The following is a 26,573-nucleotide window of genomic DNA, read 5'->3' on the forward strand; positions in this document are numbered from 1 at the left end:
GACATCCCAATGATCGAGATCCGTTCTTTTCGTGATCTTCTGCGCTTGTTCTTTATCTTCCGGCACGAGTTCAAACTGGCGGCGATTGCCGCGCTGGTGATCATCCTGCTGGGGGCGTTCCTGCTGCCGGCCAAGTACGAGTCCACCGCGCGCCTGCTGGTCAAGCCGGGGCGTGATTCGACCCTGCCCATCGAGATCAGCAACCGCCAGGCGCTGGTCATGCCCAGCACCCAGCGTGACCCGATTGTCGACGAAGAGCGTTTGCTCACCGGTCGCCCCATCGTGCGCGCCGTGGCCGAGCATTACCTGGAAGTGATCGACAGCGCACCGCCACCGGAAGGTTTCTGGAAGCGCACCAAGTACTACGTCAAGAGCGGCGTAGGTGCGATATTCGACGGCATCCGCGTGGTGCTGGAAACCGTCGGCGTGGTGGAAAAAACCACCCCGGTGGAACGCCTGGCCGCCAGCCTGGAAAAGAACTTTGAGGTGAGCCACGCCGCAGGTTCGACGGTGATGGACATCAGCTTCAAGTGGGGCGACCCGGAGATCGCCCAGGCGGTGGTCAAGGATTGGGTCGAGACTTACATCAACGAACGCACCCAGGCACTGGGGCGCAAGAGCCTGTACGCCTTTTATGAAGGCCAGGCGGCCAACAGCGCCACCGAGATCAAGAGCTACAAGCAGCAGATCCTCACCCACTTGAATGAGATCGGTGCCGCGAGCATCACCGACCGTTTGGAAGACCTGTCCGAGCGCATCAACGTGCTGCGCGGCGAGACCTTCAACACCACACGCCTGATCGCCTCGTCCGACAGCGCCATCCAAAGCACGCGCACGCAGCTCAAAGGCCAGCCCAAGGAAGTCACCACGGTGCGCCAGATCGCACTGAACCCGCAGCAGCAGGACTTGCGTCGCCTGCTCAACCAGAAGCTGCTGGAAAAGGCCGACATGATGCGCACCTACACCGACAACGCGCCGCCGGTCAAAGCCCTGGATGCCTCGATCCGTGCGATGCAGGCCCAGGTCGCTAACGAGAGCAATACGGTGCAAGCCTCGGAGAACCGTGCGCCAAACACCCTGGAAATCCACTTGCAGCGCGTGCTGCTGGACGAAACCAGCAACAACCAGGCCCTGCGTACCCAGCTGGTTGAGCAGCAAAAACAACTGCTGAACCTTGAGGCGCAACGCAAGCAAGCCCTGGAGATCGAACCGGAACTGGCACGCCTCTCCCGCGAGCTGAACACCACCGAGCGCAACTACGCGCTGTATGTGGACAACCTGGAAAAATCGCGCATCGACCGCGAGCTGGACAACAGCCAGATCAGCAACATTGCCGTGATCGAAGAAGCCACCCTGAACCCAGGCCGCATCTTCCCGAAAACCCTGGTGATGCTGATCCTGGCGATCCCGTTTGCCATCGTCGTCGGCTTGCTGGTGATCTACCTGTGCTACTTGCTCGACCAGCGCATTCACGATGGCGGCCTGGTGGAACGCAAGTTCGGCCTGCCGCTGTGGACCACCCTGCCGGAGCTGGACACTACCACCGCGCAAAGTACCAACGCGTTCAACGCGAGCATCTACCGGCTGTACAGCCTGCTGCAGCCCAACCGCATTGCCGAACAGGGCCTGGTGCTGGGGCTGACGTCGGCGCGTCACGGCGAAGGGGTGACCTTCGTGGTCGAGCAACTGCGCCAACTGCTGCATGAGAATGGCGTCAATGTGCGAGTCGGTGGGCTGGAAGAAGCTGCGCCGGGCGAGGTGGTGCTGCTGGACGCCTCGGCCCTGCTGGACAACCGCGAAGCCTTTATCACCCTGCGCCGCGCCGATCTGATCGGGCTGGTGGTGGAAGCGCGCAAAAGTACCGTGCCGGTGGTCGAGCATGCGCTGTCGATCCTCAACACCGCGTTCGGCAAGGTCGATGGCATCATCATCAACCGGCGCAAATTCGAAGTGCCGGGCAAAGTGCTGCAGACCATCGGTAAATACCGGGGGGCGTTCTGATGCGCATCGCCCTGCTCGCCCCCTTGCCGCCGGAGAAAAACGGGATCGCCGACTACGCGAACCATTTCCGCACGGCCTTGGAACACCTGGGTGTGACGGTGCTGACGCCGTTGGCCGGTGTGGCGGGCAATTCCGAGGCGATCCAGCAAGCCATCGCCGGCTTCGATTGGCAAACCGTCGACCTGGTGCACGCCGAGCTGGGCGGCGGGCGGCTGGGGGAATTCCTGGCCTTGCGTGAACTGCGCAAGGCTTACCCCCAGTTGCCATTGACGGCCACCGTGCACGACCCGGAGCGCATCGTGTGGCGGCGCGAGCACCTGCCGTTTCCGCTGAACCTGCTGGAGCGCCTGCCCAGCCCGTTGCCCCAGGCAGCCGTGGTGCTGGCCGACCCTCTGACCTTGCGTGAAGAACGCCAGGTCGCCAAGGGACTGACCCGGCTGGTGACCCTCACCCGCCTGGGCGCCGACTGCCTGAGCCAGCGCATGCACTTGCCCGCCGGCAAGGTGGCGGTGATCAACCACGCCAACCTGTCCATCGCACCGGCCCCGTTGCCGCCGCTCGACACCCTGCACCTGCTGTATTTCGGTTTTATCTACCGGGGCAAAGGCATCGAAGACCTGGTGCAAGCCCTGGCGGAAGTGTTCAAGCAAGACCCCGAATTGCGCGGCCGCGTGCGCCTGACCCTGGCCGGTGGCACCGCTGCGGAAATGGCGTTTGGCGCGAGCGGTAACTACCTGGAGCAGTTGAACGCGCAGATCGCCGCGCTGGGCCTGAGCGACGCCATCGACTGGCGATTGAACCTGCCGGCCGATGACATCGCTCAGACCATCCAGGCCCACCATTTGATGGTGCTGCCCTACCGCGAATCGAAAAAACTCGGCCTGCTGGGGCGCCAGCGCGGCACCAGTGGTGCGTTGTCCTGGGCCACTGCCTGCGGGCGCGGCGCGATCACTTCCGATGCGCGTGCGTTTGCCGAGGAAGTCGCCAGCGGCAACGGTGCCATCTACCCCGAGGGCGATGTGGCAGCACTGGGTGAACAGCTCTTGCGCCTTGCGCGCACGCCGCTGCTGGCCCGGGATTGGGCCGAGCGCGCCGGAGAGATTAGCCGCGAACGTGTGTGGCCGTTGACGGCGCAAAAATTCAAGCAGCTCTTTGAGCACGCTATTGCAGGGTCGACCTATGGCGCGTAAGCCCACCTTCTTCGCAACCCTTGCCGTGGTCGCGGCCCTGGGGCTGACGGCGTTCCTGTGGGGGCGCCAGGCGGATGCCGAAAGCCATGTGCTCAAGGGCAGCAAGGAGGTGGTCTGGAAGGATTTCCTGGGAGTGAATGCGCAGTTCCTGTGGTTCAGCCCCGAGCGCTACCAGAAGCAGATTGACCGCCTCAAGGCCCTCGGCCTGGAGTGGGTGCGCCTGGACCTGCATTGGGATCAGCTGGAAACCGCCCAGAACCAATACAAGCTCGCCACCCTCGATGAGCTGGTGGGCAAGCTGCAGCAGAACCAGATCAAGTCGGTGTTCTACCTGGTGGGCTCGGCGCGCTTTATCAGCAGCGCCCCGCCGCTGTCGATGTATCCGGACCAGTACCCGCCGAAAGACCCCGACGTGTTCGCCAACCGCATGGCCTTGCTTTCGCAGCGCTACCCCAGCGTGGATGCCTGGCAAGTCTGGAACGAGCCGAACTTGCTGGGCTTCTGGCGCCCGGCGGCAGACCCGGCAGGCTACGCCACCCTGCTCACCGCCACCGCCCAGGCACTGCGGGCGGTGAACCCGAGCAAACCGGTGGTGGCCGCCGGCATGGCGTTCTTCAGCGAAATGCCTAATGGCCAGACCATGTTCGACGCCCTGGGTGCGCTGGGCGTGGCCAGCCTGAACACGGTGGTGTCCTATCACCCCTACACCCAATTGCCCGAAGGCAATGACCCGGCCAACCTGGACTTCATCGCCAAGACCACCCAGCTCAACCAGGCCCTGCGCAATGGCGGCGTGAACACTCTGTGGAGCACCGAGTGGGGCTGGTCAACCTACAAGGGCCCCAAGGACGCCCAGGACATCATCACCCTGCAGGCGCAGGCCGACTACGTGGTTCGCCGCCTGGCGCTGATGAGCGCGATGGACTTCGACAAGATCTTCCTGTTTACCTTGAGCGACCTCGACCAGCGCGCCAGCGTTCGCGACCGGTCCTACGGCTTGCTGGACATCGACACCAACCCCAAGCCCGTCTACACCGCACTGAAGAACTTCCTCGACGTCAGCGGGCCGAAACTCACGCCGGGCGATCCGCCGGTTGCCGACCAGTTGCCCGACGGCTTGTTCAGCATCGGCTGGACCCGCGCCGATGGCCGCAAGCTGTGGTTCTTCTGGTCGGCCCAGGGTGGCAACGCCCACTTGCCAGGCCTGGCCAGCGCCACCCTGTACGACCCGCTGCGCGGTACCCAAACCCCGGTGAGCGGCACCAGTGGCCTGACCTTGCCGGTCAAGTCGAACCTGCAAATTCTGTTATGGGATTGAGGCCTGCGATGCGTATTTTATGGATCCTGCCCTACTCACCCTGGCCCGCCACCAGCGGCGGCAAGACGCGACAGTTCCACCTGTTGCGCAGCCTGGCCGCGCGTGGGCACCGGATCACCCTGCTGCTGCATGACAAGCACCCCGTGTCACTCACTGACCGCCAGGTGCTGGAGGCGTTTCTCGAACAACTGATCATCCTGCCGCGCCGCCCCTTGCGCAGCGTGAAGACCCTGGTGGCCGGGCTGTTCGCGCCCTACCCGCTGCTGGCCAGTGTGAACGGTTTGTCGGGCGCCTTGCAGGACCGGTTCAACCAACTGCTCAACGAGCATTGGGATGTGGTGCAGATCGAGCACACCTACACCTTCCAGCCTTACGAAGATGCGCTGGCGCGCACATCCCAGCCGTTTGTGCTGACCGAGCACAACGTCGAATCGGCCCTGGGCGCGGCCACTTACGACCGCCTGCCGGGCTGGTCGTTGCCGTTCATTCGTTATGACCAATGGCGCTACACGCGCTGGGAACGACGCGTGATGAGCCAGGCCACGCGGGTAGTGGCAGTGACCGACAGCGACGCGCAAACCCTGGAAAAAATCGCCGGCAAACCGGTGTCGGTGGTGGTCAACGGCGTGGACTGCGATCACTTCGCAGCCGCCCGCCCCGACCCGTCGACACGCCGCGTGCTGTTCCTCGGCAACTATGAATACGCGCCCAACGTGGACGCCATCGAATGGGCGCTGGATGAAATCCTGCCCAAGGTCTGGGAACGTTGCCCTGACGCGCGCATGAGCGTGTGTGGCTTTGGCATGCCCGACAGTTGGCGTGAACGCTGGCAGGACCCGCGCATCGAGTGGCAAGGTTTTGTGCCCAACCTGCTGAACCTGCAATCGAGTTGCTCGGTGTTCCTGGCGCCGCTGCGCCATGGCGGCGGTTCCAAGCTCAAGGTGCTTGAAGCGCTGGCCGCGGGCTTGCCGCTGGCGAGCACCGAGCAAGGCGTCTCGGGGTTGGACCTGGTTGAAGGCCTGGACTACCTCGGCGGGCAAACCGCCGCGAGCCTGGCGGACGCCGTGGTGCGCCTGCTGCAATTTCCCGATGCCGCCGCGCCCATGGGTGAAGCCGGCCGCGCCTATGTGCGTCGTGCCCATGACTGGAGCGTCGCCGCCAGCCAATTGGAACAGGTGTACGCCGCGCTTGCGCCGTTGAATCAAAAGGAGCCGGTATGCGCGTAGGCCTGGATTACCGCACCGTCGGCACCTCGCCGCTATCGGGCATCAGCCGCCAGGTGTACGCGCTGGAAAGCGCCCTGCACAGCCTGCCGGGCATTGAGCTGGAGCGCTTTACCGTGGCGCCCCTGGGCGATGAGACCCGCTTGCGAGCTCACTGCCCCACCTGGGGCTGCGCCAAGACGGCCATGCACCAACCGCAGAATCGCCTGCGCTTCGAGGCGGGCTTTCTGCCTCGCGCCTTGCGCGAGCAGCGTATCGACCTGTACATCAGCACCTTCAACATGGGCCTGCCGTTGCCGCCCAAACCGAAGGGGCTGCGCACCGTGGTGCTGTTGCACGACCTGTTCCAGATCACCCTCGACAACTATCACGCCAACCGCTTGAAGGCGTTGATCTATAAGACCAGCGATCGCCTGTCGATTGCCTACGCGGTGCACAGTGCCGACCGGGTGTGGACGCCATCGCAGTACAGCGCCGATGAAACCGCGCGGTTGTTCCCCAAGGCCGCGGGCAAGATTCGCGTACTGCCCAACCAGGTCGATGGTTTTTTCGAACTGGCGGCGGACCTCAGCGCGCGCCAACTGCCCGCACGCTATTGGCTGCTGGTGGGCACCCGTGAGCTGCGCAAGAACGTGCCGTTCCTGGTGGACGCGTGGCAACAGGCGCGACGCCAGTCCCCCGGCGTGCCGGAATTGGTACTGGTGGGCAGCCTCGATCATTTGCCCGAAGCCCAGCGTACGCTGCCGGGCATTCGCGCGCTGAGTGGCGTCTCGGATGCCGAATTGCACGCGCTGTACCGCCAGGCCTCACGCCTGTGGCAACCTTCGTATGCCGAGGGTTTCGGCCTGCCGGTGATCGAGGCCTTGAGCGTCGGCACCCCGGTGGCGGTGGCCAGTGGCACGTCGCTGGATGAAATCACCCCGCCGTCGGCACCGCGTTTTTCGCCCACCGATGGCCCGGCGCTCACGCAATTGATGGTCAACCTTGGCGAGCGGGCCGATGAAGAATCGCCCGAGCAACGCCGCCAATGGGCGGAACGCTTCAACCATCATGCCTATCGCCGGCGCCTGGCCGAACTGATCGAGGAGCTGAAGTGAAAGTGAACCTGCCCGGCCTCTTCGCGATTTTCTTCGGCCTGCTGTTTGGTGCCGTCGCCCTGCTGCTGTCACCGGCCAAGGCGTTTCTTGCCGTGATCGGCCTGGCCGGGGCGGTGACTGTCCTGCGCTTTCCGTTCTGGGGCCTGTTGCTGTTTGCCCTGGTTGCTACGTTCATGCCGTACTCCACGGTCAACCTGGGCATTCGCAGCACCGTCAGCGAAGCAATCCTGGCGCTGACCTGGGGCGCGGTGCTGTGGCACAACTTCCTGGCGCGCCTGCCCGATACGCCCAGCCTCACACGCCGGCCCACCGACCAGATGCTGCTGTGGCTGATGCTGTTCAGCGTGTTCCCGTTTATCGTCGGCCAGGTCACCATCCACGCCGACACCAGCGGCGTGGCCAACTGGTTGCGCTGGTTGCTGAGCCTTTCGTCGGTGTTCCTCTGCGCCAAATTGCTGGTGGACCACAAGCACCGCGAATCCCTGGTGATCGCCCTGCTGCTGGGCAGCCTGGCCATGCTGGTACTGTCGATTGCAGTGTTCGTGCGCACACGCTCCGGAGCCGGCATTGCGCCGATCCTGGCGTTGTTCAACTACGGCAACTTCGACATGTTGAAATTCGGCCTGGAGGCCATGTCTTCACGCATGGGCTCACCGTGGATGCACCCGAATGCCATCGGCGGGATCATGGCGTTGCTGTTGCCCCTGGCGTTCTGCTTCGGCATGACCGAGCAAGGCTGGAAACGCGCACTGGGCCTGGGCGTGGCCTGCCTGGGTGCAGCCGCGTTGCTGTTGGCCAGTAGCCGTGGCGCGATGGTCAGCCTGGCGCTGGTGCTGCTGTGGATGGCCACACGCCGGGTACCGTACACCGGGCGCCTGCTGATGATCGGCGCGGCACTGACGGTGGCGCTGGTGATCGCGTATCCGCCGTTGCAGGAACGCCTGGCGACGATATTTTCCTCAAGCAACGCCAGTACCGAAGTGCGTTTCGACGAATACCGCATGTTCCCGCAGGCGGTGGTGTCGTATCCGTTCGGCATCGGCTTCAAGGTCGACCCGCCGGTGCCGGGCACCGATTTGTTGGGCATCTCCAACCTGTGGCTGAACTTCATCTACAAGACCGGCATCGTTGGCATGCTGTTCTTCGTGGCGGTGACCGTGCGCTGGTGGCGTGAAGCGCGCCCGGACAGCGGCCCGATCCGCCTGACCAAGGACAATGCGCTGTGGCTGGGCACCACCGCTGGGATTCTCTCGGCGCTGGTCAGCGGCCTGTTCGACCACTATTTCAGCTTTGCGGTGGTGATGGTCGCGCTGTTCTGGCTGATGGTCGGCATCAATGTGCTGGAAGCCCGGCGACTGTTTCCGGCACGCCTGCCGCAGGTGAAAAACCTGAGCGTGTCCAAACCCGTGCTTGATGGCGCGCAACCCTGATGCTGGGCTCTGCCGTCTGGCTGACGCTGGCGACGCTGCTTGGCCTGTGCCTGGGCTTCGCCCGTGAATGGCTGTTGGTGGCGGCCTGGGGCGCGGGTGAGCGCAGCGATGCGTTCCTGATCGCACTGTTTTTGCCCGAAGCGTTGCGCATGTCCTTGGCCGGCGGCGTGCTGAGCGCCGCTGCGTTGCCGCTGTACCTGGCGCGCAAGGACGACGAGCGATTGGGCTGGTTGGCGGTGCTGTTTCCGGCGTTGCTGCTGATCGCACTGGTCACCAGCCTGCTGCTGACACTGTTGGCGCCGTGGCTGGTGCAACTGCTTGGGCCGGGCTTGGCAGCCAGTGCCACGGCGCTCGCCAGCAGTAACTTGCAGATTGTCGCCTGGTGTGTGCCGGGGCTGATGCTGCATGCGCTGTTCAGCATTGCGTTGCAAGCCAGCGAGCGCTTTGTACTGGCGGGCCTGGGCTCGTTGCTGTTCAACCTGCCCCCCGTGGCCTACCTCGCCTTCGCCGGCACCGCCACTCAACCTCACTCATTGGCCCTGGCCTGCCTGGCCGGCAGCCTGTTGATGCCGTTGGCGTTGCTGCCGTCGATGTGGCGCCAGGGCTGGCGGCCGTGGCATTGGCAGCGGTCGTGGGCACCACTGCGGGAGCTGGGACAACGCATCGGCCCGCTGCTGTTGAGCAACGGCGCCAGCCAGGGCCTGGCCTTGATCGAACGGCTGGTGGCGTCCTTGCTGGGCGAAGGTGCGGTGACCTGGGTCAACCTGGCGCGCAAGCTGATGAACCTGCCGCTGATTGCGCTGATGAGCCTCAACCAGGTGTTGCTGGGCATGATGAGTCGGCGCCAGGGCGACGCGCGCCTGGCCCTGCTCAAGCGTGGCCTGGAAACCGCCAGCGTGCTGACCCTGCCCGCCGGAGTCGGCCTGGTGGCGGCGGCGCCGAGCCTGGTGGCGTTGCTGCTGCCCAAGCAATCGCTGGACTCGCCGTTGCCGCTGCTGCTCGCCTGGTTTGCCGTACCACTGGTGTTCGGCGCCTGGAACGCCCTGCTCGCGCGCTACGCCTACGCTGCAGGCGATACGCGCCAGCCATTGCGTTGTGAACTGCTCGGCAGCCTGGCCAATGTGCTGTTGCTGGGCGTGCTGCCGTTTGTGTTCGGCCTGGCCGGGATTCCGCTGGCTGCGCTGGCCGGCGTGCTCTGCACCGCGTTGTTGTTGATGCAACGCCAGGCCTTGCTCGGCGCCCTGCCCTGGGCTCGGAGCTGGCTGCTCAGCGCGGTGCTGATGGGCGTGGCGGCGTTGGCGCTGTTTCGGATTGAAGGCATGTGGCTGCAACTGGGGCTAAGCACCCTGGCTGGCGCGGTGGTATTGCTGGGCATGGCACTCTGGCTGAGACCGTGGCGCAAGGCATGAATGATCGATCAGGACAACTCATATGAAACATCGCTGGATTCAAATGGATATCGCCAAAGGCATCGGCATCCTGGTGATCGTGTTTGCCCACAGTTGGTTCGTCGCCACTTCGCCGGACTTGCTATACCCGGTGCTGGCGTCGTTCATCTTGCCGCTGTTCTTTTTTCTGTCGGGCGTGTTCTTCAAGCCCGAGCAGCCGTTCGTGGAGATGGCGATACGCAAGGCCGATGGCCTGCTCAAACCGTTTTTCTTCACCATGCTCACCTATGTGATCGTGCGCAGCATTCTGCGTGGCCAGCCGCTGTTGCCGGATATCGGCGGTGTGCTGTACGCCTCGGTGGATACCATTCCGTGGCAGGCGCTGTGGTTCCTGCCGCATTTCTGGGTGGCGATCCTGTTCAGTTGGGTGATGCTGCGCCTGATCCAGCGCCTGAAGCTGTCACTGTTGCTCAGTTGCGCGCTGGTAACGCTGCAGTTGATTGTGGGCGTCTGGATGCTGCCGTGGTTCTGGCAGTTGCCAGTCGCGTTCGGCGGGCATACCTGGGTGCTGCCGGGCCTGCCGTTCAGCCTGGATATCACCTTGATCAGCAGCACTTATTTCATTGTCGGCTACCTGCTGCGTGATTGGCTGCGCACCCACGCGGGCTCCTGGCTGACCCTGTTGATTTCGATTGCATTGTTCGTTGTGGTATTCACCTTCACCTGGGACACCATGGACCTGGCGCAGCGACGCTACGACCACTGGTTCTGGACCACCCTGCCGGCCGTGATCGGCGTGTACGCCTGCTGGGCGCTGGCGCGCGTATTGATGGTGTCGACCTGGGTCACGCGGGCCATGACCTATATCGGTCAGAACACCTTGATCCTGCTGATCTTCCACGGCGAGATCCAGCACAAGACGGTCGACCTGCTGGAGCGCCTGGGGCTGCCCGCGTTTGTCGCGGCCTGCGTGGGGTTTGTGGTGGCGGTGGTGGTGCCGTTGTTGATCGGGGAAGTGATCAAGCGGGTGGCGTTCCTGCGGTTTTTCTACTTTCCGTTTCCGGTGCGCAAGGCGCCTGTCGCAAAAACGGCGCCTTGAGGGCGCCGTTCAATCATTGCGTCAGAAAGCGTATTTGACACTGGTCATCAGGTTGCGCGGCGCTCCGTACATGCCGTGGTTGCCGGCGTAGCTGAAGTACTCGCGATCGAACAGGTTATTGACGTTGACCGAGGCGCTCAGCTTGGACGTCAGGTCATAGCGCACCAGCAAGTTGGTGATGGCGTAGCTGCCCTGGCTGAAGGTGTGCAGGTCTTCGCCGACCTTGCTCTGCCAGTTCACTCCGCCACCCACGGTAAGCTTGTTGAACGCGCCGGGCAAACGGTAGGAAGTGAAGGTCTTCAGGCTCTGGCGCGGCAACGTCGTGACGATGCGTTTGTCGTCGGCATCGGTGCTCACCGCATAGGCATAGCCAGCGGAGGCTTGCCAGCCGTCAGCCAGTTCGCCGTTGAGCTCCAGCTCCACGCCTTCGGTGGTGGTGCCTTGCTCGTTGCGATAGGTGTTGCCGCCCGGGGTGTCGATCCAGATGGCCAGGTTGTCCTGCTCCAGCTTGAACAGCGCCAAGCTGGTGTTCAGCCGCTCGTCGAAGAAGCTGCCTTTGAGGCCGACCTCATACCCTTTGCCCTCCATCGGCGGCAGCGCCTTGTTATTGATGTCGCGCACCCAACTGGCCTGGGGATTGAAGATCTTGGTGTAGCTGGCGTAGGCCGACCAGTTGTCGGTGAGGTCATATACCACGCCGGCGTAAGGGATGTAGACGCCAGTTTCCGATTCGTCAGTGCGGGTCGCCGTGCCGCCGTAGGGTCGATCTTCGGTCTCGCGCTTCCAGTCGATCACCCGGCTGCCGAGGATCACGCTCAAGTCATCGGTCACTCGCAGTCGCGTGCTCAAGTAAGCAGCATATTGGCTCTCATCCACCGAGGATTTACCGGTGACATTGAACGCGGGCTTGACCGACTGGCCATCCCAATTGAACAGGTTGTCGATGGCACCGGCCGGCGAGCCGGAATAGTCGTAATGCCAGCCGCCGTAACTCGGCACGCTTTCATTGTATTTGGACAAGGTGACGCCCGCGATCAGCTCGTGCTCACGCCCGAGCAGGTCAAAGGGGCCGGTGGCGTAGAGGTCGATGTTGTCCTGGCGCGGCGTACCGGAGAAACGCACCGGCAATTGAGTGGTACCACTGCCGTTCGCGTTGAGCGAACCGTTGACGTAGTTGAAGACTTCATCGAACTGGTTTTCAGTGTGGGTGAATTCGGCCTTGGCGCTCCAGCCGCTGTCGAACGTCTGCTCAATGGCGGTGAAAAAGCTCGTCTGCTCATGATCGTTGTAGGACCACGCCGGCGCGGTGTTTAGCGAGCGGCTAAGGTTACTGCGCGACTCGTCGGTAAAGCGTGTGGGCAAACCGGAACGCGCCGGCGAATCGACGTCGGTGCGCAGGTAGCTGAAGCCCAGTGTCAGCAGCGTGTCTTCGCTGAGGTCGAACTCGGTGATGCCATAGAGCAGCTGCGTTTCCTGCTTGTAGCGATCGATCCAGGCGTGTTCGGTCTTGTAGTCCGCGACCAGGCGCCCGCGCACATTGCCGGTTTCGGTCAGCGGGCCGGAGACGTCCAGGCCGGTGCCATAGCGGTCCCAGGTGCCGCCTTCCGCCGTGACGCTGGCGCGCGTCTCGGTCGTCGGGCGCTTGCGAATCAAGTTGATGGTCGCCGCCGGGTTGCCCATGCCGCTGATAAGGCCGGTGGCGCCGCGTACGATTTCAACGCGGTCATACATGGCCATGCTCTGGGTGTAGTTGTCCATGCGTGTGGCGGTGGGCACGCCGTCGATTTCGAAGTTCTGGATCTGGAAGCCGCGCGAGAAATAACCGTCACTCTCCGCCCCAAGGCCATCGCGCAACACGATGATGCCGGGAGTGGCATCGAGGGTGTCACTGAGATTGGAGAGACGTTGGTCATCCAGGCGCTGGCGGGTCATTACGGTGAGCGACTGCGGGGTTTCCCGAGGCGTCAGGTTCAGGCGCGTCGAACTGCTGGAGGACTGCGTGGTGTAAGAGCCAGTGCCCTCGGTGGTCGAGCCGGGTGCCTTGCCCGAAATGGACACGGTGCCCAGCTGCAATGCGCCATCGCTCGGGCGCCGCGCCAGTGAGTAAGTGTTGCCGCTGCCATGCACGGCTTGCAAGTTGCTGGTACTGAGCAGGATCGCCAGGCCGGTATCCAGGTCATGCCGCCCGCGCAGGCCTGGGCTGGTCTGGCCGTCGGTGAGCGCGGCCGGATAGGACAGCAGGATCTGGCTGGCCTGGCCGAACTGGTTGAGCGCCTCCGCCAGCGAACCTGGCGGGATGTCGAATTCCACTTGCGGTGCTGCGTGCACCCAGGCCGACGCCAGCAACAGCGGCGTGACCACAGTGACGCTGGCAATGCCCTGCATTACGGCAAGGGCCAATGATGTCTTCAAGCGTATGTTTTTCTTCGGTGTGTGCGGCTGCATGCCCTATTCCCCAGTGAAGGTAGTGTCTGGGGATATAAGTCTCGTGAGATTCGCAAACGGACCACCCAAGCGCGAAATAAATTCACACAAGCTTCTGGCGCGGCTTGAGGGCGACCCAGAAACGGGTGAAATGCTGCACGTCCAGCTTCAGGGTTTGCGCCAGCGCCGCGATAATCCGGTCGGTGTCGGACAGCGGATAGGTGCCGGATACGCGCAAGCCGCGCACCGCGGGATCACACGCCAGGCGCCCGCGACGGTAGCGGCTCAGCTCTTCGAGGAAGTCCTCCAGGCGCATGCCCTGAGCGACGATCATTCCACGGCTCCACGCCAGTTCACCGTCCCGTTGCGGGCGCCGGGCGAGCAAGGTGTGGGCATCAAAACTGATGAGTTCGCCCGCCTGCAGCAGCAGGCTGCGCGACGGGATCTGTGCCGACAGCGCGCCCTGGTCTGCGCCCAATTGGGTAAAGCCATCGCGCTGGCGCACACTGAAGCGACCACTGACCGCACGGGTCAGGCCTTCGGCGGTTTTCACCCACAGCGGGCGGATATCCGTGGGGTTGGGGTCCACCAGGATTTCACCACGCAGCACATGGATCTGGCGTACATCCGCGGTGTATTTGACGTCGATGGCGGTGTCGGTATTGAGCTGCACTTGGGTGTTGTCCGCCAAACCGATGCGCCACTGCTCGCCGACGGTGGTGCTGAAGTCGCTGGTCCAGTGTTGCAGCAGCGCCGCGTCTTTGATGCTCCAAGCGGCGGTGCCTGACGCCAGCAACACGGCGAGGTGCTTGACGACCTGGCGACGTGACAACGCCGGCAACAGCGTCGCGCGGGCCAAGGCTTGATGGGTCGGTGTGCGCACATCCTGCAAACGCTGGAAAAATCGCTGGGAATGTTGCCAGGCCTGTTCATGGGCCGGGTCCTGCTCACGCCAGCGCTGCCATTCGGCGCGGGTCTGCTCGCTGACGTTCGGCACCTGCAGCTCCAGTTGCCAGTGCATCGCTTGCTCGGCGACCTCGATCGATAACGGCACCGGATTCATGACCGCTGGCTGTCCAGCAAGATGCATTGTGCACCCGCCTTGACGATGTAGCGTTTGACCGTGGTGATGCTGGTACCGAGGCGCTCGGCGATCTCGCCGTGGCTCAGGCCATCGAGCTGCGACCACAGGAACGCCTGGCGCACGGGCAAGGCCAGGCGGCTGAGCACTTCATCGAGGGCCATCAGGGTTTCGAGGAGGATCCACTGGGTTTCGGCGTTGGGCGCGGCGTCTTCCGGCAACAGGGCCAAGGCCTGCAAGTAGGCTTTTTCGAGTTTCTGCCGACGGAAGTGGTTGGACAGCACGCTTTGCGCCACTTTCGCCAGGAAGCTGCGCGGCGCGTGGATTTCAAGGGGCTGGTTCTTCGCCAGCAGCCGCAGGAATGTGTCCTGGGCCAGGTCGGCGGCGCTCTGCGGGCAGTTCAAGCGACGCCACAGCCATTGCTGCAACCAACGGTGTTGCTGGCGGTACAAGGTGGCCAGTTCAGTGGGGCTTACCGCAGGAGTCGAAGACATGGAGGCCGCGCGCGAAGAATAAGGCGTAAATGATAACGGTTATCATATTCTTCGCAGAGCTGTTACTGCAAGTTTCTGCTACGGGAGCCGGCTGCCCGGCTCCCGTACAGGGTCAGTCATCCAATGGCTGCGCTGCATGCTTGGCGGGCTTGCCAGGTTTGGCGCCAGCCTTGGCACCCTGCTTCTGCGCTGGTGCGGCAGCGGGTTCAGGCTCGGCCGGTGCAGCGGCTTCTTTCTCGGCCATTGGCATCTGGTCAATGGCGCTGAAAAACGCCTTGAGGTCGAGGGTATCCGGTGGCACGGTCTTCTCGAGTTTCTTCTCGCCGTCCTTGCCCACCAGGATCACCTTGGTACCGCTGCCGGCACCCAGCTTGAGGGCACGGATCAGCGCGTTGGTTTCTGGCGGCGTGAGCTTTTTGCTGTCCTTGGGGTCCTTGGCGAACTTCTCGCCTTCGGCTCCGATGCTGCCGAACTTCACGGTGTAGAACACCATGCTGCGTTCTTCAAAGGACTGCTTGGTCGCAGGCTCGTCCAACTGTTTCTTGAGAGTCGCCAAGGTGTCGTTGCCGGAATCAAGCTCCACCACCACCAGCGGCCGGGCCTTGCCCAAGTCCTGCTTGAGCGGGTTGATATCATCAGCAGCCAACAGCGGCCCCGTAAAAGCCATCAAGGTAGCCAGGGTCAGCGACCGGATGAGCATGCGCACCTCCTTTGAATTCCATGCAGGGTTCTTGAGTTTCATGTCTGCGACAGTCAAATTCAAGGATGATTCCTACACCACTTTAAGAAAGCGTAGGTCAGGACGCCCGCTACGCAAGGGTTTGGTGGCCGCGAGTGTCATTGTTTCCACTGATTGCGGAAACATCATGAGACCTTCCACTGCGGCCAATGCCGAGCAAATACGGGTGCCACAAGGGGGTCGGCATCCACGTGCGCCAGTGACTGGGAAAAGCCCGGCGCCAGGCCGTTCAACGCCTCCCGTGCCTCGTCCCAGCGCGACACTGCAGCCGCCATCAAGCCCAGCGCGTTAGGCGTATTGTTGGCGGCAAACAACTGGTCGGCAAACTGATCGGCAAACACCACCCAGGCCTGGTGCAGGTAGCGGCGGGTGCCAGTGACAAGCTGCGCCTGCACGGTTTCGTTGACGTTACCGAGCCAGCGTTGCGGGTAGTCGATGATGCCGATGGCCGAGTAGCAATTGGCGGCGATGTACACCAGCCCGCGAATGATCTGCGCGCGGTTGCCGCCCAAGAGCTGGGAGGCGGGAAATTCCAGGCCCAGGTGGATCAGGATCGCAGCGCTTTCCGTCAGCACCTGGCCGTCCGGGGTCACCAGGGTGGGCACCTGTTTGAGCGGGTTGATGCGGGCCAATTCGTCACTGCCCTCGCCCTCCGCCCAGGAGGCTGCGTCTACCCGTCGCCACGGCACCCCACAGCGCTGCAGGGCAATTTCGATCATGCAGGAGCCGGATTCGTCGATGCCATAGAGCGTGTACATGGGCTTTTCCTCCTAGCGTTGCAGTTTGGCCTGCAAGGTGGCCTTCACTTGCGGCCATTCCGAATCGATGATGCTGAAGCGCACCGAGTTGCGCTTGCGGCCATCGGGCATGATGCGTTCGTGGCGCACGATGCCTTCCTGCACGGCGCCGAGCCGCAGGATCGCCGCGCGGGATTTTTCGTTGAGTTCGTCGGTGGTGAATTGCACGCGCACGCAGTCGAGCACTTCGAAAGCGTAGGTCAGCAACAGCAGCTTGGCTTCGGTATTGATGCCGCTTTTCTGCGTGGACAGCGCCAGCCAGGTATGGCCGATCTCCAGCTTGCGATTGACCCGGTCGACCTTCCAGAACCGCGTGCTGCCGACCACTTGGCCGGTATCGCGGCGCACCAGGGTGAAGGGGATCACGCTGCCGGCGTCGCGCCCCGCCAGGGCGGTGTCGATGTATTTATCAACAGTGTCCGGGCCCGGTACGTTGGTGACCTTGAGGTTCCACAGTTCGCCATCGGCCGCGGCCTCGAGCAAGGCGGCCTTGTGTTCCCTTTGCAGGGGCAGGAGTTCGACCGTCGTGCCGGTCAGGGTAAGTTGGGTCATGAGGGGCTGCGCCGTCTGGGTGGTCATCAGAGACAGAGAGTGCAGGCTCGCGCCCTGACGAATCAAGCGTTTTAAAACAGGCCCATTTGCCCACCGACCAGGGTGCTGAAATCGTCATTCACGAACGGCAGGATCGCATCGGCGACCGGCTGCAATTGCCGGGTGACGTAGTGGTCGTAGTCGATGGGCGCCTGCCGCACTTCCAAGGGTTCCGGGCCGTTGACGCTGATCACGTAGCTGATCCAGCCGCCGCGCTGGTATTGGCGCGGGCGGTTCAGGCGATCGTTGTACTCATCGGCCAGGCGCGCGGCGCGCACATGGGGCGGCACGTTGCGTTCGTAGTCGTCCAGTCGGCGGCGCAGGCGTTTGCGGTAGATCAGCAACTCATCGAACTCGCCGCTGAGGGTACGGCGCACGTAGTCGCGGATGTAGTCCTGGTGGGGCTGGCGATGGAAGATGCGCTGGTAGAGTTCCTGCTGGAACCGGCGAGCCAGGGGCGACCAGTCGCTGCGCACGGTTTCCAGGCCTTTGTAGACCATTTCCTCGCTGCCATCGCTGCGCACCACCAGGCCGGCGTAGCGCTTCTTGCTGCCCTCTTCCGCACCACGGATGGTCGGCATGAGAAAGCGGGTGAAGTGGGTTTCGTACTGCAACTCCAGGGCGCTTTGCAGCCCGAACGCGGTGTGCAGATGCTCGCGCCACCAGTCATTGACGTGCTGCACCAACCCTCGGCCGATGCGGCTGGCGTCCTCCTGGGAATGTGCGCTGCCAAGCCAGACAAAGGTGGAGTCGGTGTCACCGTAGATCACCTCATAGCCTTGGGCTTCAACCAGTTCGCGGGTCTGACGCATGATCTGGTGGCCGCGCATCGTAATCGACGAGGCCAACCGCGTATCGAAGAAGCGGCAGCCGCTCGAACCGAGCACGCCGTAGAAGGCGTTCATAATAATTTTCAGGGCCTGGGACAGCGGTGCGTTGTGTTCACGCTTGGCCACTTCGCGGCCTTCGGAAATCCGCGCGACGATAGAAGGCAGGCAATGCCGTGTGCGAGAGAAACGTGCGCCGCGAAAGCCTTCCACCGACTCGCTGTCGTCAGGGTGCTTGAGGCCTTCGATCAGGCCCACCGGGTCGATCAGGAAGCTGCGGATGATCGACGGGTAAAGGCTTTTGTAATCGAGCACCAGCACGGATTCGTAGAGGCCGGGACGTGAGTCCATGACAAAGCCACCGGGGCTGGCCTGGGGCGGTTTATCACCCAGGTTCGGCGCGACGAAGCCCTGGCGGTGCATCAGTGGCATGTACAAATGGGTGAACGCGGCGACGGAGCCGCCGTTGCGGTCGGCCGGCAAGCCAGTGACGCTGGCCCGCTCCAGCAGGAACTTGAGCAGTTCGGTCTTGGCGAAAATCCGCGTGACCAGCTCGCAGTCCTTGAGGTTGTAGCGCGCCAGCGCGGGCTTGTCCTCGGCGAACATGCGGTTGATTTCGTCCATGCGCTGGTACGGCGTGGAGATGTCCTTGCCCTCGCCCAACAAGGTCTGTGCGACGTTTTCCAGGCTGAAGGATTCGAAGCTCCAGGTGGCCGAGCGCAGGGCTTCGATACCGTCGATGATCAGCCGCCCCGCCGCAGCGGCGAAGTAATGGTTGCGGCTGCCGTGTTCGCGCCAGGCCATGGGTTCTTCGCCCCGGCCAAGCATGAGCGGCACGTTGAGGCGCTGGGCATGTTCGTGGAGGACGCGCAGGTCGAATTGCACCACGTTCCAGCCGATGATCGCGTCGGGGTCGTGCTGGGCGAGCCACGCGTTGAGGCGCTCGAGCAGTTGGGCGCGGGTGTCGCAGTAGTCGAGCTTGAAGTCCACGGCGTCGGTTTTGTTCGGCGGGCCGAGCATGTACACCTGGCGCTCGCCGCAGCCTTCCAGGGCGATGGAATAGAGGTCGCCCTGGGCGGTGGTCTCGATGTCGAGGGACACCAGTTTCAGCGGCGGGCGGTAGTCTGGCGCGGGCTTCATCTGCGCGTCGCAGAGCACGCCGCTGGCGTCGGGCGTGCCGCCAAACCACACGGGTGCGGTGATGAAGCGCTCCATCATGTAGCGCTCGGGTGGGCGCACGTCGCCTTCGTATACATCAACCCCGGCAGCGCGCAGGCGTTTTTCCACGTCCATCGCCTGGCGGTGCTGGCGCGTGTACAGGCCCAGCACGGGACGGTGATGGAAATCGCACAACTGCAACGGGCGCAATTCGATGTCGCGCTCGCCCTTGAGCAGCCAATCCAGCGGCTTGCGATGGGCCTCGGGGATGAACATCACCGAAGTCTGCACGGGTAGGCGGATAAACCTCGGGCCCTGGTCGGTGGCCAGCCAGAAGCTGACCTCCGTACCTGCCGGGGTATCTCGCCAATGCCGGGTCAGGACAAAACCCTGCTGTAAATCCACCGTACCGCACCTCAGGAATCGCTTTCAGGGCGTGATTCTACTCGGCATCCGCGCGCGCAGACCTGAATCTCATAAATTTGTTGCAAGGCGTTAATAATAATTACTATCATTCGCACCGGAGTCGTATCCGCGCAGTGAGGACGCGCAACGCTGTTGCCCTTTTCCTCACATGACGGTTCACCGTCAGGATCGACCATGCCCATCCGTGCCCCCTTCGCTGTGCCATTTCGCCCCACCCTGCTCGCCCTTTGCTGCTCCCTGAGCCTCACGGCCCACGCCGCAACACCCGCCACCCCGCAGGATGCGAACAGCCGTCAGGATGGCAACACACTGGAACTGGGCGCCACCCGTATCAACGCCGAAGCGCCCGCTCCAAGCGCTCTGCCCCCGGTATACGCCGGTGGCCAAGTGGCACGCGGCGGTCAGTTGGGTGTGCTGGGTAACCAGGACATCATGGATGTGCCGTTCAGCATGGCCTCCTACACCGAGAAGTTGATTCGCGACCAGCAGGCCGAGACTGTCGGTGATGTGCTGCTCAATGATTCATCCGTGCGCCAGGCGTCAGGGTTTGCCAACCAGGCGCAGACCTTCATGATCCGTGGCCTGCCGCTCAGTGGTGACGACATTTCCTTCAACGGCCTGTACGGCATCCTGCCACGCCAGATCATCTCCACTGACGCCCTGGAGCGCGTCGAAGTGTTCAAGGGGCCCAATGCCTTTATCAACGGCGTAACACCGGGCGGTTCGGGGATCGGCGGTGGCGTGAACCTGCAGCCCAAGCGCGCCGACGATGTCCCGCTGCGTCGCTTCAGCACCGATATCAGCAGCGATGGCCGAGTGGGCGAGCACTTGGACATCGGCCAGCGATTCGGTGAAGACAACCGTTTTGGCGCGCGGGTGAACCTGTCCCAGCGCGAAGGCGATACCGGCATCGATGATGAAAACCAGCGCTCTAAACTGTTTGCGGTTGGCCTGGACTACCGCGGCGATGCGTTGCGTCTGTCCAGTGACTTTGTGTATCAGAAGCAACGCATCAACGGCGGGCGCAACTCGGTGTTCCTGGGCACGGCCACCCATGTCCCGGATGCACCGTCGGCTGACACCAACTATGCGCCGAGCTGGAGCAACACCAACCTTGAAGACACCCTGGGCATGCTGCGCGCCGAGTACGACTTGAACGACAACTGGACGGTTTATGCGGCAGGCGGGGCCAAGCACACACGTGAAATGGGGCAGTACTCGTCGGTGACGCTGACCGATAACCTTGGCAATGCCCTGGCGAGCCGCTCGACCATTGCCCACGAAGAAGACAACCGCAGCTTGATGGGCGGGCTGAACGGCAAGTTCCAGACTGGCGCTGTCAGCCACCGTCTCAATTTCGGCCTGGCCGGTATCTGGACCCAGGCACGCAACGCTTATGTGTTCAACGCCTCGTCGACAGCGACCCCAACCAATATCTACGACCCGGTGACCGGTGCGCCACCCACCTTGAACAACCCACGCAATACACCGGGCACTGACTTCAGCGACCCCACGATTACCGCCAAGACTTTTGTGCGCAGCGCGGCGGTGTCCGATACCCTCGGCGTCTTCGATGACCGCCTGCTGATCACTCTAGGCGCGCGCCGCCAGCAGATGGTGGTGCAGGGGTACAACTACATGAGTGGCACCCGTACCTCCAACTATGACGAGTCGATCACCACACCCGTCTACGGCCTGGTGTTCAAGCCGTGGGAACATGTGTCCTTCTACGCCAACCGCATCGAAGGCCTCGCGCAAGGCCCGACGTCTCCCGTCAACTCGGGAAACCGCACGATCATCGGTGGCGGCCAGGCGTTTGCACCAGCGCGCTCCAAGCAGATCGAAGCCGGCGTAAAAGTCGACATGGGCACCTATGGGGCGACGTTGGGTGTGTACCGCATCGAACAGCCTGGAGCCGGTTACGTTCAGGTCATTGATGCTACGACAGCGCGCTACGTGCGGGAGGGTCTGCAGATCAATAAAGGTGTGGAGCTGAATGTCTTCGGCGAGCCGGTCAGCGGCCTGCGCTTGCTGGGCGGTGTGACCGTCATGAAGACCGAGCTCAAAGACACGCAAAACGGTGCCAACGACGGCAACCGCGCGATCGGTGTGCCTTCGTTCCAGCTCAATGCCGGCGTGGATTGGGATGTGCCCGGCCTGCAGGGCGTGACGCTCAACGGCCGCATGCTGCGCACCGGTGGCCAGTACGCCGACGCCGCCAACAACCTGAGCCTGCCCGCGTGGAACCGCTTCGACGTGGGCGCACGCTACAACTTCAAGGTGGCTCAGCGTGATGTCACCCTCGGTGCCACCGTGGAGAACGTCGCCAACGAGAAGTACTGGGAATCGGCCCAGGGCGGTTTCCTCAGCCAGGGCGATCCACGTGTCGCCAAGCTGTCGGCGACTGTGGACTTCTGATCACGCGCGGGTGGCGCTGTGGCGCTTGTCGGTATAACGGGCGGTCTGGCTGAACTCCAGGTTGTCGTTGAAGGCGTGGGAGAAGTCATAGCCCAGCACATATTGATCACGGATGTAGTCGTTCCAGTCGGAGTCGCCGAGGAAGGTATCGCGGTCGATGTGTTTGCCTTGGGAATTGCGGTACAGGGTGCCGATGGCGGGCAGTGCCTGGTAATCAGCCAGGGATTTGTCGCGCTGGAGTTGAGCGTAGACCGTCAGCGCGGTGTCGTCATTCGGCGCCCAGGTCAGGCTGGGAGCGACCAGGGTGCGGCTGTCGGTGGCGTGATCGACCATCTCGTTACCGTCGCGGGCCAGGGCGATCAGGCGTTAGCTCAAGGTTTTGGCTTCGTCGATCGGGCCGCTGAAGTCCAACGCGCCGTTGACGCGGTCGTAACTGCCGATGCCGAACTTGACCTGATGCCGGGCTTCGGTGGTGGGCCGCTTGGACACCATGTTGACCATGCCGCCCGGCTGGTTCTGGCCATATAATAGCCGTGAAGTGCATGTGCAACTCACCGACGCCGCCAGGGACTTGGGCAACCTCAAGGTCGCCGACCAGGTCAAGGTGCTGACCACCCACTCGGTTGCTGCGGTGCTGGACACCGACGTCGACAAAAGCGCACCGGACGCCAGCGAAAAAACCGGTGTAGTCCGCGCCACCGCCGACAACCCTAACCCGGGCGGTGCAGCCTTCCGCCAATTGCAGGTGCAATTGAAGATCACCCATATCGACCTGAAGAAAAACCAGGTCACCCTGGAGAATCCGGCCGGTGCGACGAAAGTGCTGAATGTGGAGAAACCGGAGATTCGCGCCGGCCTCAAAGACCTTAAGGTCGGGCAAGGTGTACTGGTGACGTTCACCGACACCCTGGAAATCACCACCGCTCACGAAGGCTGAGTTCGTAGAACGAGGCGGGCATCAGGTTTGATGCCCGTTGCGGTCAAGCTTGACGGGCTTGGCTCAGGTAAGTTTCGATGTTGCCCATCTGCTCGTCCCAGCCACGGGAATTCATCTTGAAGGCTTTCTGCCGCCGCGCCTCAGGCACTGTGTCAAACCCCGACTCGACCACCCGCAGCAGAATGCCCGGTGCCCGGTCCTCGATGGTGAATTCCACCAGTGTCGGGGTTTCCTGGTCGTAGTCGACGCCCTCCTCCACCGCGAAGGGGTGCCACCAGAACGAGAACAGTGTTTGCGGCAGGATGCGTTCGATTCTGGCCTTCCAGATCACATGCTCGTAACCAGGATAAGTGATCGGCGCCTCAAGGGTTTGCCCGGCAACGAAGGTTTTGCCTCCGAGGGCAATACCAAACCAACTGCCGAATTGCTCGGCATCGGTGAGGGCTTCCCACACCTGTTTACGTGAAGCGTTGAGCAGGACTTTTCGTTCGATGCGATCTAATACGTGCATAAGTCACCTCCTCCATTGACAGTAGGCGACATCAAACAATGCGCAACCTTGGGTTGTAAGCAATCATGATGACCCCATCCTTGAACCGGCTATACGTTATGACTGACCCGTTGAATGGAAGTTGCTTCTGTAAAGGCGTGCGCTACCAAGTGGACTGCCTCGACATGCCCATCAGCCACTGCCACTGCGACAGCTGTCGCAAAGTGCATGCGGCAGCATTTGTGGCGACGGCGGGCGTGATGCGTGAGCACTTTCGCTGGACTCAGGGCGAAGCACTGCTGGCGTCATTCGAATCGTCGCCAGGCAAGCTCAGGCATTTCTGTTCGCGCTGCGGCTCGCACCTGATGGCAGAGCGTGGGCACCAACCTCACGTCATTGTGCGGGTGGCGACGCTGGATGATGATCCAGCCGTCAGGCCCACCGCACATATCTGGACATCCCATGCGGTGCCCTGGCTTGCCTATGAAGGCGTAGAGCAGTGGGACGAGTGGAAAAACTGATTAGACCTTCGGGTCTCCGGGTGCTTTAGCCGGCGTCGCGTACTGCGGCTTCAGGTGGCCTTCTTGGTCGAGCAACCAGGCGTCCATGATCTGACGCACTACCGGTCCTGCAACACGACCGCCGGCCTCGCCGTTTTCGATCATCACCGAAATCACGATCTTCGGATGTTCGGCCGGAGCGAAACCGACGAACAAGGCGTTGTCGCGGTGGCGTTCCAGGGTCTTTTCACGGTTGTAACGCTCGCCCTGCTTGATCGCAACGACTTGTGCCGTACCACTCTTACCGGCGATGCGGTATTGCGCGCCTTGTGCGGCAGCGCGGGCAATGCCGCGTGGGTCGTGCATCACCAGCTGCATGCCGTGGTTGACCTGCTCCCAATCATGCGGGTCCTTGAGGACTACGTTGGGCATCGGGTTTTCATCCACGGGGGGCACGCCATTGATGGTCTTGGCCAAGTGGGGCCGATTCCACACGCCCTTGTTGGCGATCAGCGCTGTGGCTTGGGCCAATTGCAGCGGTGTGACCTGCATATAGCCCTGGCCGATGCCGAGGATCACGGTTTCACCCGGGAACCAGGGTTGCCGGCGAGTAGCGCGCTTCCAGGCCTGGGAGGGCATCAGGCCGGCTGACTCTTCGAACATATCCAGCGACACTTTCTGACCCAGGCCGAACTCAGCCAGGTAGTCGTGCAGGCGATCGATGCCGAGTTTGTGGGCTAGGTCGTAAAAGTAGGTGTCGTTGGAGCGCATGATGGCGGCGTCCATGTCTACCCAGCCATCACCGCTGTGGTTCCAGTTGCGGTATTTGTGATCGAAGTCCGGCAGTTGGTAGTAACCCGGGTCGAACACGCGGGTCTGGGCGGTGACGACGCCACTGTCCAGGCCCGCGATGGCGACTTCTGGCTTGATGGTCGAGCCTGGCGCGTAGAGCCCCCGGAGGACGCGGTTGAACAACGGCCGGTCGATGGAGTCATGCAGAGCGGCGTATTCCTTGAAGCTGATACCGGTGACGAACAGGTTCGGATCGAAGCTTGGCTTGCTGACCATGGCCAGCACTTCACCGGTTTGCGGGTCGAGAGCAACCACCGAACCGCGTCGATCACCCAAGGCCTCCTCTGCAGCTTCCTGGAGGTGAACGTCGAGGCTCAGGACAATGTTCTTTCCCGGAATCGGGTCGGTGTGCTTGAGCACGCGCAGTACGCGGCCCTGGGCATTGGTCTCGACCTCTTCATAGCCTACGTGGCCGTGCAATTCGGACTCGTAGAAGCGCTCGATCCCGGTCTTGCCGATGGACTGGGTGCCACGGTACTCCACCGAGTCGAGGGCTTTGGATTCTTTCTCGTTGATCCGCCCTACATAACCGATGGAATGGGCAAAGTGAGCGCCCAAGGGGTAGTGACGAACGAATTGCGGTTCTACGTCCACACCCGGTAGGCGAAACTCGTTCACGGCCAGCAGCGCGATCTGCTCTTCGGTCAGCTCATAAAACAATGTCACAGGAACGAAGGGGTGCCGAGCTTGCTTCAGCGCCTTGTCGAATACAGCACGGTCTTCGGCAGGCAAGTGCAACAAACTGACGATGGCGTCCAACTCGCCCTTGAGGTCGGTGGTGCGTTCACGGGTGATGGTCAGGTTGTAGCTGGGGCGGTTGTCAGCCAGTACGACGCCGTTGCGGTCATAGATCAACCCACGCGTCGGCGTAATAGGCAGTACGTGGACGCGGTTGTTCTCGGAAATTGTGGAGTGGTAGTCGAACTGCACGACCTGCAGGAAGTACATGCGCCCTACCAGGGCGCAGGTGATGCCAATAACCAACAACGCGCAGGCAAGCAGGCGCTTGTTGACTAGGCGGTTTTCTTTTTCGTGATCCTTGATCGGTATAGGTTCAGGCATTTCTACAGCATCTCGTTGAAGAAGGTCGACGACGCGTCCTGCGGATGAAAGATCAGTCCCTGTGAAAATGTGCTGCACCATACCAAAAATGCGGAAACACTTTGTATCCATTTGCCCAACGGCAGATTCAACAGTCGCTTTTATGAGGACAATTGTAGGGGAAGAGCTTGCGCTGGCCGGGATGCTACAAGAAGGGATTTTAGGAGGAATGGCGCTTCAGTGGTCTGTTATCGATGACGATGTTGACCAGCAGTGCACGGCAATGATTTTCTACGTACTTTTCGACCGTCCAAAACAAAACCCCATCTGCTTTCGCAAATGGGGTTTCGGAATTTAATCTTGACGATGACCTACTCTCACATGGGGAAACCCCACACTACCATCGGCGATGCATCGTTTCACTACTGAGTTCGGGATGGGATCAGGTGGTTCCAATGCTCTATGGTCGTCAAGAAATTCGGGTACTGAGTCGTGACCAGCTGGCCTCGCTTCAGCAAATTGGGTATGTGATAGCTTTCGGTGTTTTGTGAGCGTCGAACTTTCGGTTCATTTCGTCTTCACACACCGCAATCTGATGCTCGTTAGAGTAGTCAAATTGCTTGGGTGTTATATGGTCAAGCCTCACGGGCAATTAGTATTGGTTAGCTCAACGCCTCACAGCGCTTACACACCCAACCTATCAACGTCGTAGTCTTCGACGGCCCTTCAGGGAACTCAAGGTTCCAGTGAGATCTCATCTTGAGGCTAGTTTCCCGCTTAGATGCTTTCAGCGGTTATCTATTCCGAACATAGCTACCCGGCAATGCCACTGGCGTGACAACCGGAACACCAGAGGTTCGTCCACTCCGGTCCTCTCGTACTAGGAGCAGCCCCTCTCAAATCTCAAACGTCCACGGCAGATAGGGACCGAACTGTCTCACGACGTTCTAAACCCAGCTCGCGTACCACTTTAAATGGCGAACAGCCATACCCTTGGGACCGGCTTCAGCCCCAGGATGTGATGAGCCGACATCGAGGTGCCAAACACCGCC

20 protein-coding genes, 2 rRNA genes and 1 pseudogene (1 of these 23 cut by a window edge) are annotated in these 26,573 nt (G+C 62.1%); 11 read left to right on the forward strand and 12 right to left on the reverse strand.

The features are described 5' to 3' along the window. The first annotated feature begins 9 nt into the window (after positions 1-9). The 8 genes from CWC48_RS00565 to CWC48_RS00600 are packed head-to-tail and all read left to right on the forward strand — an operon-like array spanning position 10 to position 10,746. The gene (locus CWC48_RS00565) at positions 10-2,001 is read left to right on the forward strand and encodes an exopolysaccharide transport family protein (protein ID WP_078047739.1); all 1,992 of its coding nucleotides are present in this window, start codon (positions 10-12) and stop codon (positions 1,999-2,001) included. Beyond that, positions 2,001-3,191 (forward strand): glycosyltransferase, encoded by a 1,191-nt coding sequence (locus tag CWC48_RS00570; RefSeq protein ID WP_100491133.1) that lies wholly within the window; start codon positions 2,001-2,003, stop codon positions 3,189-3,191. Before CWC48_RS00565 ends, CWC48_RS00570 begins: the two co-directional genes overlap by 1 nt. After that, a complete protein-coding gene (locus CWC48_RS00575; RefSeq protein ID WP_100491134.1) occupies positions 3,181-4,509 on the forward strand; it encodes a cellulase family glycosylhydrolase in 1,329 nt (442 codons plus the stop codon). Before CWC48_RS00570 ends, CWC48_RS00575 begins: the two co-directional genes overlap by 11 nt. An 8-nt stretch (positions 4,510-4,517) precedes the next feature. After that, on the forward strand, positions 4,518-5,735 hold the full coding sequence (locus CWC48_RS00580; RefSeq protein ID WP_100491135.1) for a glycosyltransferase family 4 protein: 1,218 nt from the start codon (positions 4,518-4,520) through the stop codon (positions 5,733-5,735). Beyond that, complete coding sequence (locus tag CWC48_RS00585; RefSeq protein WP_100491136.1) at positions 5,726-6,829, forward strand: glycosyltransferase family 1 protein; 1,104 nt, start codon at positions 5,726-5,728, stop codon at positions 6,827-6,829. Before CWC48_RS00580 ends, CWC48_RS00585 begins: the two co-directional genes overlap by 10 nt. A 2-nt stretch (positions 6,830-6,831) precedes the next feature. After that, positions 6,832-8,259 carry an O-antigen ligase gene (locus tag CWC48_RS00590; RefSeq protein ID WP_099493864.1) on the forward strand — a complete coding sequence of 476 codons (1,428 nt, stop codon included), beginning with the start codon at positions 6,832-6,834 and terminating at the stop codon, positions 8,257-8,259. Next, positions 8,259-9,668 (forward strand): lipid II flippase MurJ, encoded by a 1,410-nt coding sequence (locus CWC48_RS00595; RefSeq protein ID WP_078047733.1) that lies wholly within the window; start codon positions 8,259-8,261, stop codon positions 9,666-9,668. Before CWC48_RS00590 ends, CWC48_RS00595 begins: the two co-directional genes overlap by 1 nt. 22 nt (positions 9,669-9,690) lie before the next feature. Next, positions 9,691-10,746, forward strand: a complete 1,056-nt coding sequence (locus CWC48_RS00600) for an acyltransferase family protein (RefSeq protein ID WP_028619520.1) — start codon at positions 9,691-9,693, stop codon at positions 10,744-10,746. A 21-nt stretch (positions 10,747-10,767) separates the two neighbouring features. On the opposite strand, the gene CWC48_RS00605 is transcribed toward CWC48_RS00600, so the two are convergent. The 7 genes from CWC48_RS00605 to CWC48_RS00635 form a co-directional block, all read right to left on the reverse strand. After that, positions 10,768-13,131: a TonB-dependent receptor gene (locus tag CWC48_RS00605; protein ID WP_100491137.1), complete on the reverse strand. Its 2,364-nt coding sequence runs from the start codon at positions 13,129-13,131 to the stop codon at positions 10,768-10,770. A gap of 142 nt (positions 13,132-13,273) precedes the next feature. Then, positions 13,274-14,233 carry a FecR domain-containing protein gene (locus tag CWC48_RS00610; RefSeq protein ID WP_028619518.1) on the reverse strand — a complete coding sequence of 320 codons (960 nt, stop codon included), beginning with the start codon at positions 14,231-14,233 and terminating at the stop codon, positions 13,274-13,276. Beyond that, positions 14,230-14,745, reverse strand: a complete 516-nt coding sequence (locus CWC48_RS00615) for a sigma-70 family RNA polymerase sigma factor (protein WP_028619517.1) — start codon at positions 14,743-14,745, stop codon at positions 14,230-14,232. Before CWC48_RS00615 ends, CWC48_RS00610 begins: the two co-directional genes overlap by 4 nt. A 112-nt stretch (positions 14,746-14,857) precedes the next feature. Continuing rightward, positions 14,858-15,445 (reverse strand): DUF4174 domain-containing protein, encoded by a 588-nt coding sequence (locus tag CWC48_RS00620; RefSeq protein ID WP_100491138.1) that lies wholly within the window; start codon positions 15,443-15,445, stop codon positions 14,858-14,860. A gap of 164 nt (positions 15,446-15,609) precedes the next feature. After that, positions 15,610-16,242, reverse strand: a complete 633-nt coding sequence (locus CWC48_RS00625; protein WP_028619515.1) for a glutathione S-transferase N-terminal domain-containing protein — start codon at positions 16,240-16,242, stop codon at positions 15,610-15,612. A gap of 12 nt (positions 16,243-16,254) precedes the next feature. Then, complete coding sequence (locus tag CWC48_RS00630; RefSeq protein ID WP_028619514.1) at positions 16,255-16,833, reverse strand: GNAT family N-acetyltransferase; 579 nt, start codon at positions 16,831-16,833, stop codon at positions 16,255-16,257. 71 nt (positions 16,834-16,904) lie between these two features. Beyond that, positions 16,905-19,262, reverse strand: a complete 2,358-nt coding sequence (locus CWC48_RS00635; protein ID WP_078047730.1) for a DNA polymerase II — start codon at positions 19,260-19,262, stop codon at positions 16,905-16,907. A 195-nt stretch (positions 19,263-19,457) separates the two neighbouring features. Here CWC48_RS00635 and CWC48_RS00640 point away from each other — a divergent pair, with 195 nt between their 5' ends. Next, positions 19,458-21,701: a TonB-dependent siderophore receptor gene (locus tag CWC48_RS00640; RefSeq protein WP_100491139.1), complete on the forward strand. Its 2,244-nt coding sequence runs from the start codon at positions 19,458-19,460 to the stop codon at positions 21,699-21,701. A gap of 21 nt (positions 21,702-21,722) precedes the next feature. On the opposite strand, the pseudogene CWC48_RS00645 reads toward CWC48_RS00640, so the two are convergent. Beyond that, positions 21,723-22,238: pseudogene (locus tag CWC48_RS00645) on the reverse strand (TonB-dependent siderophore receptor); the annotation flags it as partial. Between CWC48_RS00645 and CWC48_RS00650 the strand changes: the two are divergent. Beyond that, positions 22,192-22,638: a hypothetical protein gene (locus CWC48_RS00650; RefSeq protein ID WP_256581590.1), complete on the forward strand. Its 447-nt coding sequence runs from the start codon at positions 22,192-22,194 to the stop codon at positions 22,636-22,638. The pseudogene CWC48_RS00645 and the gene CWC48_RS00650 overlap by 47 nt on opposite strands. A gap of 43 nt (positions 22,639-22,681) precedes the next feature. On the opposite strand, the gene CWC48_RS00655 is transcribed toward CWC48_RS00650, so the two are convergent. Beyond that, positions 22,682-23,149: an SRPBCC family protein gene (locus CWC48_RS00655; RefSeq protein WP_078047728.1), complete on the reverse strand. Its 468-nt coding sequence runs from the start codon at positions 23,147-23,149 to the stop codon at positions 22,682-22,684. A 98-nt stretch (positions 23,150-23,247) separates the two neighbouring features. Here CWC48_RS00655 and CWC48_RS00660 point away from each other — a divergent pair, with 98 nt between their 5' ends. Then, positions 23,248-23,649, forward strand: coding sequence for a GFA family protein (locus CWC48_RS00660; RefSeq protein ID WP_078047727.1), 402 nt, complete (start codon positions 23,248-23,250; stop codon positions 23,647-23,649). Here CWC48_RS00660 and mrdA read toward each other — a convergent pair whose 3' ends face one another. The 3 genes from mrdA to CWC48_RS00680 all read right to left on the reverse strand — a co-directional run. Beyond that, positions 23,650-25,542, reverse strand: coding sequence for a penicillin-binding protein 2 (mrdA, locus tag CWC48_RS00665; RefSeq protein WP_100491140.1), 1,893 nt, complete (start codon positions 25,540-25,542; stop codon positions 23,650-23,652). A gap of 337 nt (positions 25,543-25,879) precedes the next feature. Next, positions 25,880-25,995, reverse strand: a 5S ribosomal RNA gene (rrf, locus tag CWC48_RS00675). Positions 25,996-26,152: 157 nt separating this feature from the next. Further along, positions 26,153-26,573: ribosomal RNA gene (locus tag CWC48_RS00680) — 23S ribosomal RNA — on the reverse strand (it continues 2,471 nt past the right edge of the window).

Origin of the sequence: Pseudomonas sp. S10E 269, from assembly GCF_002798465.1 — a bacterium.
GTDB classification, from domain to species: domain Bacteria; phylum Pseudomonadota; class Gammaproteobacteria; order Pseudomonadales; family Pseudomonadaceae; genus Aquipseudomonas; species Aquipseudomonas pergaminensis.

Coding starts and splice junctions, on each gene's coding strand:
- CWC48_RS00565 (WP_078047739.1), top strand. CDS start 10: ATGATCGAGATCCGTTCTTTTCGTGATCTTCTGCGCTTGTTCTTTATC.
- CWC48_RS00570 (WP_100491133.1), top strand. CDS start 2,001: ATGCGCATCGCCCTGCTCGCCCCCTTGCCGCCGGAGAAAAACGGGATC.
- CWC48_RS00575 (WP_100491134.1), top strand. CDS start 3,181: ATGGCGCGTAAGCCCACCTTCTTCGCAACCCTTGCCGTGGTCGCGGCC.
- CWC48_RS00580 (WP_100491135.1), top strand. CDS start 4,518: ATGCGTATTTTATGGATCCTGCCCTACTCACCCTGGCCCGCCACCAGC.
- CWC48_RS00585 (WP_100491136.1), top strand. CDS start 5,726: ATGCGCGTAGGCCTGGATTACCGCACCGTCGGCACCTCGCCGCTATCG.
- CWC48_RS00595 (WP_078047733.1), top strand. CDS start 8,259: ATGCTGGGCTCTGCCGTCTGGCTGACGCTGGCGACGCTGCTTGGCCTG.
- CWC48_RS00600 (WP_028619520.1), top strand. CDS start 9,691: ATGAAACATCGCTGGATTCAAATGGATATCGCCAAAGGCATCGGCATC.
- CWC48_RS00605 (WP_100491137.1), bottom strand. CDS start 13,131: ATGCAGGGCATTGCCAGCGTCACTGTGGTCACGCCGCTGTTGCTGGCG.
- CWC48_RS00610 (WP_028619518.1), bottom strand. CDS start 14,233: ATGAATCCGGTGCCGTTATCGATCGAGGTCGCCGAGCAAGCGATGCAC.
- CWC48_RS00615 (WP_028619517.1), bottom strand. CDS start 14,745: ATGTCTTCGACTCCTGCGGTAAGCCCCACTGAACTGGCCACCTTGTAC.
- CWC48_RS00620 (WP_100491138.1), bottom strand. CDS start 15,445: ATGCTCATCCGGTCGCTGACCCTGGCTACCTTGATGGCTTTTACGGGG.
- CWC48_RS00625 (WP_028619515.1), bottom strand. CDS start 16,242: ATGTACACGCTCTATGGCATCGACGAATCCGGCTCCTGCATGATCGAA.
- CWC48_RS00630 (WP_028619514.1), bottom strand. CDS start 16,833: ATGACCCAACTTACCCTGACCGGCACGACGGTCGAACTCCTGCCCCTG.
- CWC48_RS00640 (WP_100491139.1), top strand. CDS start 19,458: ATGCCCATCCGTGCCCCCTTCGCTGTGCCATTTCGCCCCACCCTGCTC.
- CWC48_RS00650 (WP_256581590.1), top strand. CDS start 22,192: ATGTTGACCATGCCGCCCGGCTGGTTCTGGCCATATAATAGCCGTGAA.
- CWC48_RS00655 (WP_078047728.1), bottom strand. CDS start 23,149: ATGCACGTATTAGATCGCATCGAACGAAAAGTCCTGCTCAACGCTTCA.
- CWC48_RS00660 (WP_078047727.1), top strand. CDS start 23,248: ATGACTGACCCGTTGAATGGAAGTTGCTTCTGTAAAGGCGTGCGCTAC.
- mrdA (WP_100491140.1), bottom strand. CDS start 25,542: ATGCCTGAACCTATACCGATCAAGGATCACGAAAAAGAAAACCGCCTA.